This is a genomic window from Pirellulales bacterium (assembly GCA_035939775.1).
Classification (GTDB): Bacteria; Planctomycetota; Planctomycetia; order Pirellulales; family DATAWG01; genus DASZFO01.
The window spans coordinates 1-15040 of the sequence record DASZFO010000017.1 but is presented as its reverse complement, the minus strand read 5'-3'; the positions used below and the strand labels follow the sequence as shown (position 1 = coordinate 15040).

At 62.6% G+C, this 15040-nt stretch carries 14 protein-coding genes and 1 tRNA gene; 8 read left to right on the top strand and 7 right to left on the bottom strand.

Features of this window, described 5'->3' with window-relative positions; all coding sequences use genetic code 11:
• The 7 genes from VGY55_00855 to VGY55_00825 form a co-directional block, all read left to right on the top strand.
• On the top strand, window positions 1-391 hold a 391-nt coding region (locus tag VGY55_00855; GenBank protein ID HEV2968503.1), incomplete at its 5' end, for a hypothetical protein.
• A 7-nt stretch (window positions 392-398) separates the two neighbouring features.
• Window positions 399-481 (top strand) — tRNA-Leu (locus tag VGY55_00850).
• A gap of 23 nt (window positions 482-504) precedes the next feature.
• A complete protein-coding gene (locus tag VGY55_00845) occupies window positions 505-2622 on the top strand; it encodes a M20/M25/M40 family metallo-hydrolase (protein ID HEV2968502.1) in 2118 nt (705 codons plus the stop codon).
• Window positions 2623-2892: 270 nt separating this feature from the next.
• Window positions 2893-3516, top strand: a complete 624-nt coding sequence (locus VGY55_00840; protein ID HEV2968501.1) for an OmpH family outer membrane protein — start codon at window positions 2893-2895, stop codon at window positions 3514-3516.
• Window positions 3517-3603: 87 nt separating this feature from the next.
• Window positions 3604-4497, top strand: a complete 894-nt coding sequence (lpxC, locus tag VGY55_00835) for a UDP-3-O-acyl-N-acetylglucosamine deacetylase (protein ID HEV2968500.1) — start codon at window positions 3604-3606, stop codon at window positions 4495-4497.
• A 63-nt stretch (window positions 4498-4560) separates the two neighbouring features.
• Complete coding sequence (gene lpxA / locus VGY55_00830) at window positions 4561-5367, top strand: acyl-ACP--UDP-N-acetylglucosamine O-acyltransferase (protein ID HEV2968499.1); 807 nt, start codon at window positions 4561-4563, stop codon at window positions 5365-5367.
• 5 nt (window positions 5368-5372) lie between these two features.
• The gene (locus VGY55_00825) at window positions 5373-6494 is read left to right on the top strand and encodes a Gfo/Idh/MocA family oxidoreductase (protein ID HEV2968498.1); all 1122 of its coding nucleotides are present in this window, start codon (window positions 5373-5375) and stop codon (window positions 6492-6494) included.
• A 77-nt stretch (window positions 6495-6571) separates the two neighbouring features.
• Here VGY55_00825 and VGY55_00820 read toward each other — a convergent pair whose 3' ends face one another.
• From VGY55_00820 to VGY55_00790, 7 genes are all read right to left on the bottom strand, one after another.
• Window positions 6572-7612 carry an SDR family NAD(P)-dependent oxidoreductase gene (locus VGY55_00820; GenBank protein ID HEV2968497.1) on the bottom strand — a complete coding sequence of 347 codons (1041 nt, stop codon included), beginning with the start codon at window positions 7610-7612 and terminating at the stop codon, window positions 6572-6574.
• Between the two features lie 73 nt (window positions 7613-7685).
• Window positions 7686-9269: a GAF domain-containing SpoIIE family protein phosphatase gene (locus tag VGY55_00815; protein HEV2968496.1), complete on the bottom strand. Its 1584-nt coding sequence runs from the start codon at window positions 9267-9269 to the stop codon at window positions 7686-7688.
• Window positions 9270-9596: 327 nt separating this feature from the next.
• On the bottom strand, window positions 9597-10190 hold the full coding sequence (locus tag VGY55_00810; protein ID HEV2968495.1) for a DUF6580 family putative transport protein: 594 nt from the start codon (window positions 10188-10190) through the stop codon (window positions 9597-9599).
• A 138-nt stretch (window positions 10191-10328) separates the two neighbouring features.
• A complete protein-coding gene (locus tag VGY55_00805; protein HEV2968494.1) occupies window positions 10329-10832 on the bottom strand; it encodes a DUF4430 domain-containing protein in 504 nt (167 codons plus the stop codon).
• A gap of 44 nt (window positions 10833-10876) precedes the next feature.
• Window positions 10877-11098 carry a hypothetical protein gene (locus VGY55_00800; GenBank protein HEV2968493.1) on the bottom strand — a complete coding sequence of 74 codons (222 nt, stop codon included), beginning with the start codon at window positions 11096-11098 and terminating at the stop codon, window positions 10877-10879.
• A 61-nt stretch (window positions 11099-11159) separates the two neighbouring features.
• Window positions 11160-11402, bottom strand: a complete 243-nt coding sequence (locus VGY55_00795) for a hypothetical protein (GenBank protein ID HEV2968492.1) — start codon at window positions 11400-11402, stop codon at window positions 11160-11162.
• A gap of 227 nt (window positions 11403-11629) precedes the next feature.
• On the bottom strand, window positions 11630-11941 hold the full coding sequence (locus tag VGY55_00790; protein HEV2968491.1) for an RNA-binding protein: 312 nt from the start codon (window positions 11939-11941) through the stop codon (window positions 11630-11632).
• Window positions 11942-12706: 765 nt separating this feature from the next.
• Here VGY55_00790 and VGY55_00785 point away from each other — a divergent pair.
• A partial coding sequence (locus tag VGY55_00785; protein ID HEV2968490.1) for an autotransporter-associated beta strand repeat-containing protein occupies window positions 12707-15040 on the top strand: 2334 nt, incomplete at its 3' end.

Here is a 15040-nt window from a genome sequence, read left to right as displayed (position 1 = left end):
GGGATTCACCGCAGACCGGCTTGTCGGCTGGATGCAAGATGAACTGCAGCGCTACAACGATGAGAAGCGGAAGGAAGCCGCGAAGGCGGACCCGCCGGCGACGTGGGAGGGTTTCACGTTGCACGACTTCCGGCGGACGGCGATCACCGGCTTGCAAATGGCCGGCGCGACCGAAAAGGAAACTTCGATCATGGTCGGAGCGACCCCCGAGGTTATTCGCAAGCATTATGAGAAGATGGACCAAATGGCCATCGCGAGCCGCAATCTCGACCGGCGCTATGCGGCCGATGGCAAGGGGCAAGTTGCACTTTCTTTCCGCGCCTGTTCCGCGCGGGGCAATTCGACTACCGTTGACACCCCCGCGACTTCAATGCAAACTGCAATTGCGTAACCACTTAGCCGGAGTGGCGGAATGGCAGACGCGCCGGACTCAAAATCCGGTCCTCGAAAGAGGGTGTGGGTTCAACTCCCACCTCCGGTATTTTTCTCCCATGGAGCCATTTCGTGCATCGCGGCAATCGTTCCGGTCGGATTCTCCTACCATCGGCAATTCCGCTTGTCTTCCAAGCTCGCGTCTGCCTTCTGCTGGCGGCCGCCGGGCTGGCGAGCGTTGTTCTGCAGTCGCGGCAGTTCGTTTTCGCGGCGGAAAAATCCGGAGCGGAAAATGCTTCTGCCGATGCCGCAATCGAGCAGCGGATGGCGGAAACGGATCGCTATCTGGCGTCCGAAAAGCTTGAAGGACGCGGGCTGGGGACGCACGGCATCGATCTGGCCGCGGACTATATTGCCAAAGAGTTCAAGGCAATCGGTCTGAAAACTGATCTGTACGACGGCGAACCATTTCAAAAATTCAACTTGACGATCGGCTCGAAGCTCGGACCAGTCGAGCGCAATCGGGCCGAGTTGGTCGGCACGGCGGAATCGGATGACAGGGAGCGGCGGACGATTCCGCTCAAGCTGGGAATCGATTTTACGCCAAAGGCCTTGGGGGGCTCCGCGAAGATCGATGCCCCGCTGGTGTTTGCCGGTTACGGCATCACCGCCAAGACGGAGAAGTACGATGACTATGCCGGGATCGACGTGAAAGACAAGGCCGTGATCGTCCTGCGGCATCAGCCACAGCGATCCAATCCGCATGGCATCTTCGGCGACCGAGATTCGATTTACGCAGCGCTCTCGCGCAAGGTCTCGAATGCTTACGAACATGGCGCGGCCGCGGTGATCTTTTGCAATGATGAAGCGGAGATTCAAAAGGTCGTCGGACAATCGCAAAAGCGCTTGCAAGCGGCCATCGATGAATTGGCAAAGGCCAACAACGAATTCAAGAAGATCGACCATCCCTCGCTCGAACAGATCGTCAAGCAGTCCAAGCAAGTCGATGACCTGACCGACCGAATCAAACGGCTGGCGAAGGAATGCGTCGACGGGGTCGATCCAGTCATTGACCCGGATCGTCCCAGCGAGGAGAGCGAAGGACGCGAGTTTCCCGTGCTGCACTGCCGCCGGGCGGCGATCGGCCAGGCGCTGAAGGCCGCGCTCGGAACGGATCTGGTTACGCTTGAGCACGAGATTGATGCGACGGGGAGCCCAAAGAGCCGCGAGCTGCCCGGCTGGCGAATTGCCGGCGAAACGAATCTGATCCGCGAACAAACAGCGGCGAAGAACGTGCTCGGAATGCTCGAAGGAGAAGGCCGGCACGCCGAGGAGACGATTGTCATCGGCGCGCATTACGACCATCTCGGCTATGGCGGCAATGGCTCGCTCGCCCCTGGAGTTCATGCGATCCATCCCGGCGCGGACGACAACGCCTCGGGCGACGCGGCGCTGTTGGAAGTGGCCCGCGAACTCGCTGGCCGCGAGAAGAAGCTGCCGCGGCGAATCCTGTTTATCGCTTTCACCGGCGAGGAGCGCGGCTTGCTGGGGAGCGCCCGCTATGTGCGCGATCCGCTAATTCCGCTCGACAAGACGGTCGCGATGTTGAATCTGGACATGGTTGGCCGAATGCGAGACGACAAGCTGATCGTTTACGACAACGACACGTCGCCGCGGTTCGATCCGCTGATCGAACGGGTGAACGAGAAGTACCTGTTCAAGATCGCGCGGGAGCCGGGGGGCTTTGGTCCGAGCGATCATTCGTCGTTCTACGCGAAACAAATTCCCGTGCTGTTTTTCTTCACCGGCACGCACAGTGACTATCACCGCCCGAGCGACACGGCCGACAAGATCAACGTGGCCGACATGCGGCGCGTGGCGCAGATGGTGGCCGACGTGGCCGCGTCGCTGGCCGAGGCGGACGAGCGGCCGGAGTTCAGCGAGTCGAAGGCCTCGAAAGGCCGCCGGCCGGGCGCGGACGGCGACCGCCCCTATTTCGGCAGCATCCCCGATTTCGGCCAAGAGGCGCCGGGCTATGCCATCAGTGGCGTGACGAAGGATAGCCCGGCGGAACGCGGTGGGCTAAAAGCGGGGGACGCGATCGTCCGCCTCGGCGACAGCAAGATCGGCAACCTGGAAGATTTCGACAGCGCGCTGCGGAAATACAAGGCCGGCGACAAAGTGCAAGTCGTCGTTCTGCGAAGCGGTAAAGAGGTCAAGCTGGAAGTGACTCTCGAACCGCCGAGGTAACAAGTACGAAGTACAAAGGGTGAATTACAAAACGAGGAGTTACGATCAAAGTAGTCGGGGGGAAGCGGCGAGCCCCGCGATTCCCCGAATTTTGTACTTTGTAATTTGTACTTCGCACTTGACGCCTCCGGCGGTTGTCGGCACAATGTCGCCTCGTTTTGGCCCGCCCAGCCGCATGGGCGCGGGTGGGCCGCGATGAACGCCGCGTCGTCGCTCGTGGCGACCGCGCTGTCAAGGATGACACGCCGCAGCAAGCAAGGAGCGCTAAACGTGAAGACTTCTCTTATCTCGGCCTCGCTGGTGGCCGTTCTGGCCGTCGCCGCCGTGGCCACCCTGGCATTCGCTCAAGGGGCCGGTGGCCCAGGACCTAGTGGTCAAAACATCGCCGTGATCGACGTCGGGCTAGTATTCGAAAAGCACGTCTTGTTCAAGTCGCAGATGGATAAGCTCAAGGCGGAAATCGACGCCACGGAAAAGGATTGGCAGGGGCAGGCCAAAGAAATCAATGCCATGGTCGAGCAGCTCAAGACCATGAAGCCCGACTCTCCCGATTATCACGCACTCGAAGCAAGAGTCGCCAAGCTGCAAGGAGACTTCAACGTCAACAAGGCGCTCAAAAACAAGGAACTCATGGAGCGCCAGGGGAAAATCTATTTCAACACGTATCGTGAAGTCGAGAGCGTGGTGAATGAATTCTGCACGCGTTACCATATCGCGCTCGTCATCCGCTACAACTCCAAGCAGATCGACAGCAGCGATCCGCAGCAAATCCTGCAAGGAATCCAGCGGCCGATCGTGTTTGTCGACAAGCAATACGACATCACCGGCGACATCATCGGGCTGGTGAACCGATCGAGCGATCAGGGCCGCCTGCCGCAAGGCTTCCAGCGCTAAGGCCAAAGTCATCCTCGCTCCGCGGCCGTCGCGCCGCGGGGCGATCCTTCTTCGCTGCTTCTCTGTCGATCTCTGCCCGATTATCGGATGAACGGTCTTCCCTTGATCCACGCCCAGCGCCAGCAACGAACGATCCGCGAGCCGGTTTCTCTTTCGGGCTTTGGGTATTGGAGCGGGCGCGACGTGCAGCTCGAGTTCCGGCCCGGCGCGGAGCATTCGGGGATCGTCTTCGTGCGGACCGATCTGGCCCGCCGCGTGCGAATTCCGGCCCTGGTCGGCAATCGCTTCGAGACGCCGCGGCGCACAACGCTCAAGGCTCAAGGGGCCACGGTCGAGATGACCGAGCACGTACTGGCTGCCCTGTGGGGCCTGCAAATCGACAATTGCGAGATTTGGGTCGATCAACCGGAGCTGCCCGGCTGCGACGGCTCGAGCCAGCCATTCGTCGAATGTCTCGATGGGGCGGGGGTCGTCGAGCAGAATGCCGAACGAAGCCAACTTGTCGTCCGCGAGATCACGCGCGTCGGAAACGAGGAGAGCTGGATCGAGGCCCGGCCGGCCCCACGCTGCGAACTCTCGCTTCGCTATCGCTTGGATTACGGGCTGGGGAACGGAATCGGCCGCCAGACGCTGCAGCTTCCGATCACGCCCGAGACGTTCCGCGAGGAATTGGCCCCCTGCCGCACGTTCATGCTCAAATCCGAGGCGGATTGGCTGCTCGAGCAAGGCCTGGGGAAGCGGGCAACTCTCAAGGACCTGTTGATCTTCGACGCCAACGGCCCGATCGACAATGAACTGCGCTTTCGCGACGAATGCGTGCGGCACAAGATGCTCGATCTCGTCGGCGATCTGGCTCTGGCCGGCTGTGACCTGATCGGGCACATCTCGGCCCATCGCAGCGGCCACCGGCTGAACGCCGAACTGGTCCGCGCGCTGCTGACGGAATGCCAGCGCATCGAAAACCGCCGGCGGTCAGCATGAGGCAAGAAACGGAAATCGGCCACGGATGAACGCAAATACAGCCCGCAGTGGAGCCAAGACGAGATGACCACCCGCATCGCCGAGAATGTAGCGATTGACTCTCGAGCTGAGATCGACGAGGACGTCGAGATCGGCCCTTTCTGCGTGGTCGGCCCTGAAGTGCGGATCGGGCGCGGCACGCGGCTCGAGAACAGCGTGACGTTGATGGGGCGCGTAACCATCGGCGAGCATAACCACTTTTTCCCCGGCGTGGTGATCGGCGGCCATCCGCAAGACGTGAGCTATCGCGGCAGCGACACGCAGGTGAACATCGGCGATCACAATGTGTTTCGCGAATCGGTCACGGTGAACCGCGCAACCGAAAAGGAAGAAGGCGTCACCACGGTGGGCAGCCACAATCTTCTGATGGCCTGCTCGCACGTCGCCCACGATTGCCGTCTCGGCGACCACATCATCATCGCCAATGCGACTCTGCTAGCCGGCCACGTGCGGATTCACGATCGGGCATCGCTCTCGGGAGGCGCCGCCGTGCACCATTACGCGACGATCGGCAGCTATTCCTTTGTGGCGCCGGTCAGCCGCGTGATCCATGACGTGCCGCCGTACATGCTGTGCGAAGGGCATCCGGCTCGACCGAGGTGCATCAACGTCGTCGCCCTGAAACGCAATGATTTCTCACCCGAGATGATCCATTGCCTGGCCGAGGCCCACCGGCTCATTTATCGGGCGAAGGTCGGCTTGGACCACGCCCGCGAGATTCTGCGGTCGAACGATCAGATGGTGCCGCACGTGAACGCACTGCTGAGCTTCATCCAAGAGCAGCAAGAAGGGAAGCACGGCCGGGCCCGCGAACGACGGAGGGCCGCTTGAACCCCGTGAGGATCGCGGTGATCGGCTGCGGCCACTTGGGCCGAATTCATGCCCGGCTGCTCGGTGGCGTCGAGGGTGCGCAGCTTGTGGCGGTGGCCGATCCGGTGTCCGAATCGCGCCGCCAGGCGGCCGCCGAGACTGGCGCGGCCGAGTTCGCGGACTATCGCGACTTGATCGGCCTGATCGATGCGGCCGTCGTCGCGGCCCCCGCCTCGCTGCACCACGCAATCGGCATGGACCTGCTGCGGCATGGCGTTCACCTGTTGATGGAAAAGCCGCTGGCCACGTCGGCGGCGCATGCGGAAGAACTCGTCTGGGCCGCAAATTGGCACGGCGCCGTGCTGCAAGTGGGGCACATCGAGCAATTCAATCCGGCGCTCGCCAGAGTGCTGCCGCTAGTGCAGGATCCGCGGCTGATCGAGGCGACGCGTGCGGGCGGCTACACGTTCCGCTCGACCGATATCGGAGTCGTGCTCGATCTGATGATTCACGATCTGGATATCGCCCTGTCGCTGGCGCGCTCGCCGGTGCGAAGCGTCAGCGCGATCGGGCTTTCGATCATGGGCCGGCATGAAGACGTGGCCCAGGCGCGGATCGAGTTCGTCAGCGGCTGCGCGGCCAATTTGAGCGCCTCGCGGGTGAGTTATCGCGCGCGGCGCGAAATGCAGATTTGGTCGCCGCACGGGCAGGTCGAAATCGACTTCGCCACCCGCCGAACGATTGCCGTCGAGCCGGCCGACTCGCTCCTGGATTCGGATTTCAACGAGCACCATCTATCGCTGGAAGAAAAGCAGCATTTGCAGAAAAACTTGTTCGCGGAACTGCTGCCGACGCGCGAGCAGGAGGCGCCCGCCCAAAACGCGCTCGTCGAAGAGCATCGCGATTTCATCGAGAGCATCCAGACCGGCCGCGCGCCGCGCGTCACCGGCGAGCAAGGCCACGCGGCCCTGGCCGTGGCGGAGCGGATTCTCGATAGCATCGCGGCACATCGTTGGGAACATGCCCGCGCGGAAGCATTCGGCTCGCTGCGCCTCTTCGCAATGCCTTCGGAACCAAACATTCTCCGCGGCCCGCACTGGGACCGCCTGCCGCACGACGTTTCCGTCCGCCGCAAGGAAGCGGGGTGATTCGGATTTGAATCGCGTGGCCGACGCGCTGCCAGCGTCGGTGCGGACGCTAGCAGCGTCCGCCACGAGCGATTCGCCTACAACCATCCGTGTCGGCGATACCATTCGGCCGTTTGCCGCAGCAGTTTGGGGAGCGATTTCTCGGGCACGAAGCCGAGATCGGCTTTTGCTCTGGCTGACGAACAGGTCCAGTGCCCGGCTAGAGCCTCGCGGGCCTTGTCGATTCCGGCGAATGGCGCGCGGCCGCGGGCTCGCGCGATCAATTCGGTGCAAGCGGCGATCGACCAGACGGCTGGTCGGGGAAAGCGAATCACGCAGGTCCGCCGCCGCCCCAGCGCTTGGCCGATGAGGCGACCCAGCTCGCCATAGGTAGGGTCTTGATCGCCGGCGACGAAATAATAGCCGCGCGGATCGACCTGCTTCGCGGCGTGTCGTCCGACGGTCGTTTCGGCGGCCGGCGGAAGCCGGGTGCCGCGCGCCGCAGTCGCGATCAATACCGGCACGAGATCGGACACATGAACGATCGAAAGCTTCGAGCGCGCCAAGCCCGGCACGAGGTGCATTCCGGAGCCGGAGATAATTCGAAACAGGGCCAAGCCAACCGCGTCGCCATCGCCGAGTACGACCGGCGGACGAATTATCGTAATCGGGATTTCGCCGGCTCGGGCGATGGCCTCAAGTTCGCCGGCGCGCTTGCTTCGGCCGTAGTTCGAGACCGGACGGGGCGGATCTTCTTCGATCCGCGGCCGGTCGGCCGAAGACGGACCGGCGGCCGCGAGCGACGAGACAAGTACGACGGTCGGAGGTGTCGATCGTTTCCGGCAAGTGTCGAGTAGATTGGCAACGCCGGTTGCATTGATCTGAAAAAACTCAGCGGCGTTCCGCGCGCGGACCGCCCCGGCCAGGTGATAGACGGTCTGGGCGTCGGCGACCGCCGCGACAAGACTCTCCGGCGCGGTCACGTTCCCTTCGACGATATGAGCCCCGATCGCCCGCAGTTGTTCGGCGGCCGCAACGCGCCGCGCGAGACAGACCACTTCATCGCCGCGGGCGATCAACTCCCGGACCAGTTGCCCGCCGATGAACCCGCTCGCGCCGGTGACCAACGTCTTGCCCATATTGCACCCACGTCGGCCGGCCCGGAGTTGTCACGGACGCCGCGGGCGTCGCTGCCGACGCTATCTGCGTCGGCTACGGTTTGCTCGTCCGCTTGACGGCCACGATCGCTCGATGCGCGGTTATCTTGGCGCGATCAGCTCCGAACTCGCTCCACGAACCAATCAGTTCGGCGGCCGACGTTTCACCCCGAATTTCCGAGAACTTATCGATTCGCGATGCCGAGCCAGAGCCATTCTCTCGCGCACCGCGGGCTGCGGCCATCTCTCGGCTGCAAACCACCAGCGTCTCTCCGGCGGCCAAATCCAGCGTCTGCTCGGCGAAATCCCCGTCGATCGTCGCTCCCAGCGGCGCCCGCGACGCAATGCACACGTCGCTCGCAATCGAGGTTCGCCGGACCATGCTCGGCTTGCCTGCCCAGGAGTATCGCAGCCGCCCGGCCGCGAGATCGACGATTCCAAACACGAGCGACGCCGATTCATCACCCGCCGACGTCAGCCAGAGCGAGCGGTTGACTCGCTTGAGCAATTCCGCGGGCGATAAACCCGATTCCGTGAGCGTTCGCACCATCGAGCGAAGATTCGCGGCGGTGAGCGCTCCGGCAATCCCTGTCTGGCCGGCTTCGCCGATCATCACGGCCAGCGCGTCTCCCGGCAGCCAGTGCCAGTCGTAAAACGCGCCGCTGAGTTCGGCCGTCGAATCGATCCGGCCGGCCAATTCCCAGCCTTCTTCCACGAGCCGAATCGACTGCGGCAATTGGCTCTGCTGCAATCGCCGCGCGGCGTCGAGCTGCCGCGCCGTCTCGGTCGATTCGATTTGGGCCGTGATTAGCATCGCCCGCTCTAGTTCGGCCGCCAATCGGCCAGCCGTCATCTCAGCCAGACCGGTTTGCCTGTCGGTGAAGTCGCGCTCGCGATCGGAGAAGAGCCAGAGCGTTCCCAGCGGAACGGTCGGGCTGGAAACGGGCACGCAGAGCGCCGCCGGATATTCCTCGGGCACGCGCCACGGGCCGAACGATGCCGCGCGCTCGAGCGCCACGGCGTGTCCCAACAGGGCCTCGAGATCGGCCAGGGCGCCGTCCAGCGGCCGGGCCGGTTGCATCAGCCGTTCGACCGGCAATCCCCACGCGGCACGGAGCTTGAGCAGCGTGGTCGATTCATCGAGCATGTATAGCGCGGCGGCTTGAGTGTCGCAAGCTTCCGCGCCGGTTTGCAAGATCGACTTCAGCCGCGCGGCAAGCAGCTTCGGCTCGTCGGTGCGGGCGACGACGGGCACTCCGGCGGCCAACTCCGCCTCGCGATTCCAGACCGTCCGCCGCGCGGCCGACAGTTGCCCCAGCAGATCGGCGATCCCGCCGGCAAGCCGCTCGGCCGACCCTCGATCAGCGAGCAGGCTGCGCGCGTTGCCCTCGAAGCCGCCAAGATCAAGCCTGAGGTGTCCGAGAGCGTCTCCTACGCCCGGGTTGACCGGGGCGGACCACTTCAGGACCGGATCTTGGCGCAGTTCGGCGCCAGACTCGTATCGCAACGGCCAGCCCGTCGCCGCCGTAAAGGCGTCGCACAAATCGGCCACGCCGGCAAAGTTCTCGAATTCCGAACGCCTCGTCTCGGAGGCGTTTTCACCGTGCAATCTCAAATATGCGGGGATCGGTTTGGCCACGGCAGGTCGCGCGGGGATAAACGCGCGTAGTTCGGCGTTGATCAATCCCTTGCGTTGCCGCGCACAATCGAGCCGTTCTATGCGACGCCCCCTCTTCTCCCTCTCCGTCTGGGAGAGGGCCGGGGTGAGGGGCTCCGGTGCATTCAGAAGTCGATCTACGACCTCAAAACACCAAGCATCGCAATTCGTTCGGCTTAAATGACGCAGACTTCCCAGCATCCGTGGCTGTTAGAGTCTAACATCGGCAAGCCGCGGCCTCGAACGTGAGCCGCCGCGCAAAAAGATGGAAACCGATGCCGACGATGCCAGCGTCGGCAATTCTGACGCCTATCGAAACCGCTTTACTGGCAGCGGCTGCCGCACAAGCCGCCGCGGCTGGCCGAGAATTGCCAGCGAGTAGGCCCCGAATAGGATCGCGCTAAAGAACAAATCTCCCTCGAACATCCAGCGGAAGAACGGGATGCCGGCCGAATAACAGGCGGCCAAGCCGCTCCAATCGCGGCTGTACATCGAGCGGGCGTACTGCCCATCGACGATCCACTGGGCCAGATTCGTCGTGAGATAGAAAACGACCGCCGGCAGCACGACGGCAACGACCACCTTGACCATGCTGCGATTCGCTCGCAGCGCTCGCCCCAACAGCGGCGCGACGAGAAACGAGCCGTAGACGGTCGCCATCATCAGCCAGCTTCCGTACGACTCGAGACAGAAATTGCTGATCACAAGCGCCGTAAGGGGAACCAGCAAGGCCACCGCGCCGCGCACGAAAAAGTACCCCGCAAACAGCCCGACGGCCGCGATCGGCGTGAAATTCGGGGCAATCCCCAACCCCTCGTCCCGCGCCCCGAGCCAGCGCCCGAGAACCGCCAGCGCCACGAGCAGGCAAAATATGCACACATTGATCGACGCATCGCGTTTCACGGGAGGGAATTCCAAGTTTGTATTCTCGTAGCTGAATCCGCCAGAGTTCAGATGCAGCAACGTCCGGGGGCTGACGCCGCCCGGCTCGCCGTCTCGCTCGGAATTCTGGCGAATTCCGCTACACGCGAGCAAGAAACCTTATTGTACGAAGCGCTCGAACTTCCACAAGATTGTGTCCCCCGAATTCACGATCGTCGCCCCGAGACTTTTATCGGCCATGCGATCGTTGACGTAGAAGATCCAATTCTTCGCGCCGGCAGCCCCTTTCTGGTTTTCCAGGTCGTCGAGCTTCGTCAGCAGCGCCTGTTCACCGCTGCCGCGAATCGAGAATGTGATTCCATGCGGATTTCCCTTGGCCGCTTCGAGCACGTCGAGCACCGTCATCTCCTCGCGCCAGGCAATGCCCGCGAATCGCTTCTCGGCACCGTCGCCGTAGTCGATTACAAGCCGAACTGTTTTGCCCGTCGCGGCCGATTTGCTGCGTGGCGTGTCGGGTGCCTTAGAATCGGCGCTCGCGGAACTATTTCGTTCTTCGGCCGATGATCCGGGATGTTCACGGCAGCCCGCGAAATATGCCAACGTCGACAGTGCGACCATCGGCACAAAAAAAAGCGGCACGGCAATCGGATGACGTTGAAACATCATCGCTTCGGAATGCGATCGAGGGCGGCGTCCCCTCTTTTTCTTCACCCGGCCGTGCGGCGCTTGGGGCGTTTTTCGACGCGCTCGCTGGGCGGCAGTCGCATGCGTTGGAGGTCGGCCAGTTCGCTCGCGTACCGCTGCCGCAGCGGGCTGGTGGCGGGCAGGGCGTCGATCAATTCAGACGCTTTGACGAGTGCGCCGTCGTTGGTCGTGGCGCTCTGAAACAATTCTCGCCACTGACGAGAGACCTCTCGTTCCGTCAACATGTCGCAATACTTTCTGTTTGTGGACGACGAAGCGCAACTCGGCCCGCGCACCGACAGGCCGCTAACGATTGCCGGTGGCCGCGAGGCTCTTCGCCAGCGAATGCTGATATCCGCGATGCGTCAGCGAATAGGCGTGCTTCGGCCGCTCCTTGACCACCAACTGCCGCTCGATGAGCGATTCCATGCCCGCTTTGAAGCGCTCGACCGGCAGCTTGCAAGCGCCCGGTTGGAAGAACACCATTTGCCCTGGCCCGGCTCGGTAGATGTCGAAAAAGCCGAGGATGGCGGATTCGGTGGGATTCATGGAAGCTGGCTCCCTGGGACGAGCGAATTGACTCCGCGATCAGCTTGGCGACTGATGGGCCTATCCAAGGACGGCACCCTCACCCCGACCCTCTCCCGTCAAGGGAGAGGGTGAGCACGAAGGGGAACAGTCCTCGGCGGTTCTTGAACAAGCCCTCAATCTCAACTCACGCCGCCACCGCCACCGGACAACGAACCTCGCTGCGCGTCATGCGCACGGTTGAAATCCTATCTGCGGCCGTAGCCGCCGCGACCTCCGCCACCGCCGCCACCACCACCTCGCGGACGATCCTCGCGCGGCCGGGCTTCGTTGACGGCCAGCGGGCGGCCGTTGTGCTCTTTTTCATTCAAGCCTTGAATGGCCGCGTTCGCGGCATTGTCGTCCGCCATTTCGACGAACCCAAATCCCTTGCTGCGACCGGTGTCGCGATCCTGAATCACCTGAGCGCTGCGCACCGTTCCGAACTGCGAAAACAATTCTTCCAAGCTGGCGTTCGTCACTTCATAGCTCAAATTGCCCACGTACAACTTCTTACCCACGGCTAAGCTCCACGAGATAAATGCTTCGACCTGTAAAAATCCGGGTCGTTCGGAAAGGCCAGAATGGCGGCCAGCCAAGCAGGCAAGGCGAAAGAGGCGCCGCGAGCCACCGAACAGGAGTGCCACGGACCAGGTCGTCAAACCGACTGCGCTTGATTATAGCAGAGCCAACTCCCGCCGATAGGGCAAATCGGCGGAGCGACGGGTGGCCGGGGCAGAGCGAAGCGATGCCCTGGTTGGGGCGCCGCCGGGGCTTCGGCTAGCGCCTCCATCTCCGGCCATCCCGCCGACTCTCCGGCTGATCGTTGGAGTTCAGGCTTTAGCCTGTTCCCGGCAGCCCAAAGACTGAACGCCAACGATTCGCCCCAGCAATTATTCTCGAAAAATCGAGTTTGCGTCGGTCTCCGCAGTCTGGCTAGAATGGGGCGAGTTTTGCGCCCTCGGCGGGATTCGGCGAAGGGCTGCTTGGTCTTGGATGGCGTTTCGAACTCGCGGCCAGAGTTGGCGTTGGGTCGATCGAGTTTACCACGATGTAAGGAGCCGGATCCCATGTTGAGTCGACGATCGCGTTGCAGCGTTGTTGCGTTTAGGGTCTCTCGCTTATTCTGCCTCGCCCGAGCGCCTCGAAGTCAATTCCTCGCATCCCTAGCGGTTTCTTTCGGACTCCTGCTGGCGGCGGATCGTCAGCAATCGGCATGCGCCCAAACCTGGGACGGCCTCGGAGCGAATAACAATTGGACCACGACTCTTAACTGGTCTGGCGGCGTGCCGAGCAACAATGGCGCCGCCAACGTAATCTTTGGCGGCACGACGCGATTGACCCCTAGTGTGGATACGAACAATCCCTGGAGCATCTTGTCGCTCGCATTCAACAACACCGCCGGAGCATTTACGATCGGCGGCAACCCGCTCACCGTCGGCACCGGCGGCATCACCAACAACGCGGCCAACTTTGAGACCATCAGCGACGCCATCACGACCAATGGCTCGCAAATCTGGAACGCTTCGGGCAACGGATTGCAATTCAACGGCAGTGTCACGATCGCCTCGGGCAACACACTTACGCTGACCAATGGTTCGAACAATATGGGGCTGAGTGGCGCCGTTAGCGGCGGCAACGGCATTATCATGAACGGCAGCGGTGGTCTCTTCTTCACCGGCACGACCGACAACAACGGCTTGGCGCTTACGGCGAATTCCGGAACGGTTATTCTGACGAAGAGCAGCTCCGCGACCGTCCACGCCATTGGCAGCGGCGGCTTGAGCATCGCTGGCGCCACCGTAAAGCTGGCCAACGGCTTCGGCGGCGATCAGATTCTCGACACCGCGCCCGTCACGATCAACAGCGGCACGTTTGACCTCGCCGGCAGCACCGAGACGATCGGCGCCCTGAACGGCCTGGCCGGCAGTTTCATCACCAACTCACTCAGTCCATTCACCGGCACGCTAACGGTCAGCGGCGGCGGCACCTTTGCCGGTGTGATCCAAAACGGCGGCCCGCTTGCTTTCACCGACCTGACGGTCAGCGGCTCGACGCCATTGATCCTCACGGGCGCCAATACCGCCAATGGCCCGACGACAATCAACAACGGCGCGACGCTGCAACTTGGCACCAACGCTGGGAACGGCGGCACCGTCGGGGGCGTCGTTAACGACAATGGGACGCTGGTTTTTGCGAATAACGGGGTTTCTTTTTTTGGCAATTCGATCTTTGGCAGCGGCTCACTCACCAAGACCGGGACAGGAGCGTTGAGCCTGCTGTCCGGAACCTACACCGGCGGCACGACGATCAATGGCGGCACGGTCGCCGTTCCCAACGGCGGCGCGCTCACTTCGCAGGGGATCATCCTCATCGGCGACAGCGGCGTTGCCGGCCAAAACGGCACGCTCACGGTCGATGGCACCGGGACCGTCGTGCAGTCCGGCAGCGGAGCATTCGTGCAGGTCGGAGCATTCGGCGGGACCACCGGCACGCTCAATATCGGCGCGAGCGCCAACGGCGCGACGTTCACAATTGGCACGGGCGGCATCGGGATCCAGTCGGGAAGCTCCGTCAACATCGGCTCGGGCGCGGTCACTGGAACGCTTACCTCCAACGGCGGCGTATTCATCAACGGCGGCGTCCTGCAGACCGCCAACATCGGCAGCGTGTTTTCGCAAGCTGCGGGGCAGACCTTGAACGTGAATGCAGGCGGCCGCGCCTCGTTCACCGGTGGCTTCTTCACTGCCACCAACGGCAGCTATTTCGTCGAGGGCGCCGGTTCCAAGCTGGAAACTCTCGCCGGCGGAAGCCTCGCCGTGCTCTACGGCGCTACGTTCAACGTCAGCCAGGGCGGATTGCTATCGTCGTCGGGCTCATTTACCGTTGGAGCTAACCTTGGCAATGGCACAGTGGTCGTCGATGGCGCCGGTTCCAAACTGACGGCCGCCGGCCTCACTTATCTCGGGCTGACTGGCTTCACCGGCAGCGTGACGCTTCAAAACGGTTCGACCGGCAATACCTTCGGCGAAATTGAAATTGCCCAATCGACTTCCAACAACACGACAGGGAGTATGTCGGTGCTATCCGGCGCCACGGCCACTGTCGGCAATCTGAATCTCCTTTACTCGACGAATCAGGGCCTCAATATCGGCCAAAGCGCCGCGTTCACCGTCGATGGCACCGGCTCATTCGTGACGCTTACGCCCGGCTCCTCTCTCAGCGTCGGCGAGGATTCGCCGAACCTGGCCACGCTCACCGTCTCCAACAACGGCACGTTGACCGTCGGCACGGGGGGCGCGACCACATTGAACGCCACGGGCACGATCAACGTCGCCGGAGGAACCGCCGATCTCAAAACGCTGATCCGCAACGGCGGCACGCTCAATTTCTCCTCCGGCTCGCTTTCGTTCATCGGCAGCTTCAACGTCGGCGTCGGCGGGTTGCTCGGCCCAAGCCTGATTCTCAATTCCTCGAAGGTCCTCACTCTCACCGGCACCGCGACGATCGATCCCTTCAAGAGCTTGACTCTCAGCGGCGGCACGCTCAGCACCGGCGCGCTGGTGAATAACGGCGCCTTCGTGTTCACCAGCGGGACGCTCGACATTACGGGCGCGGGC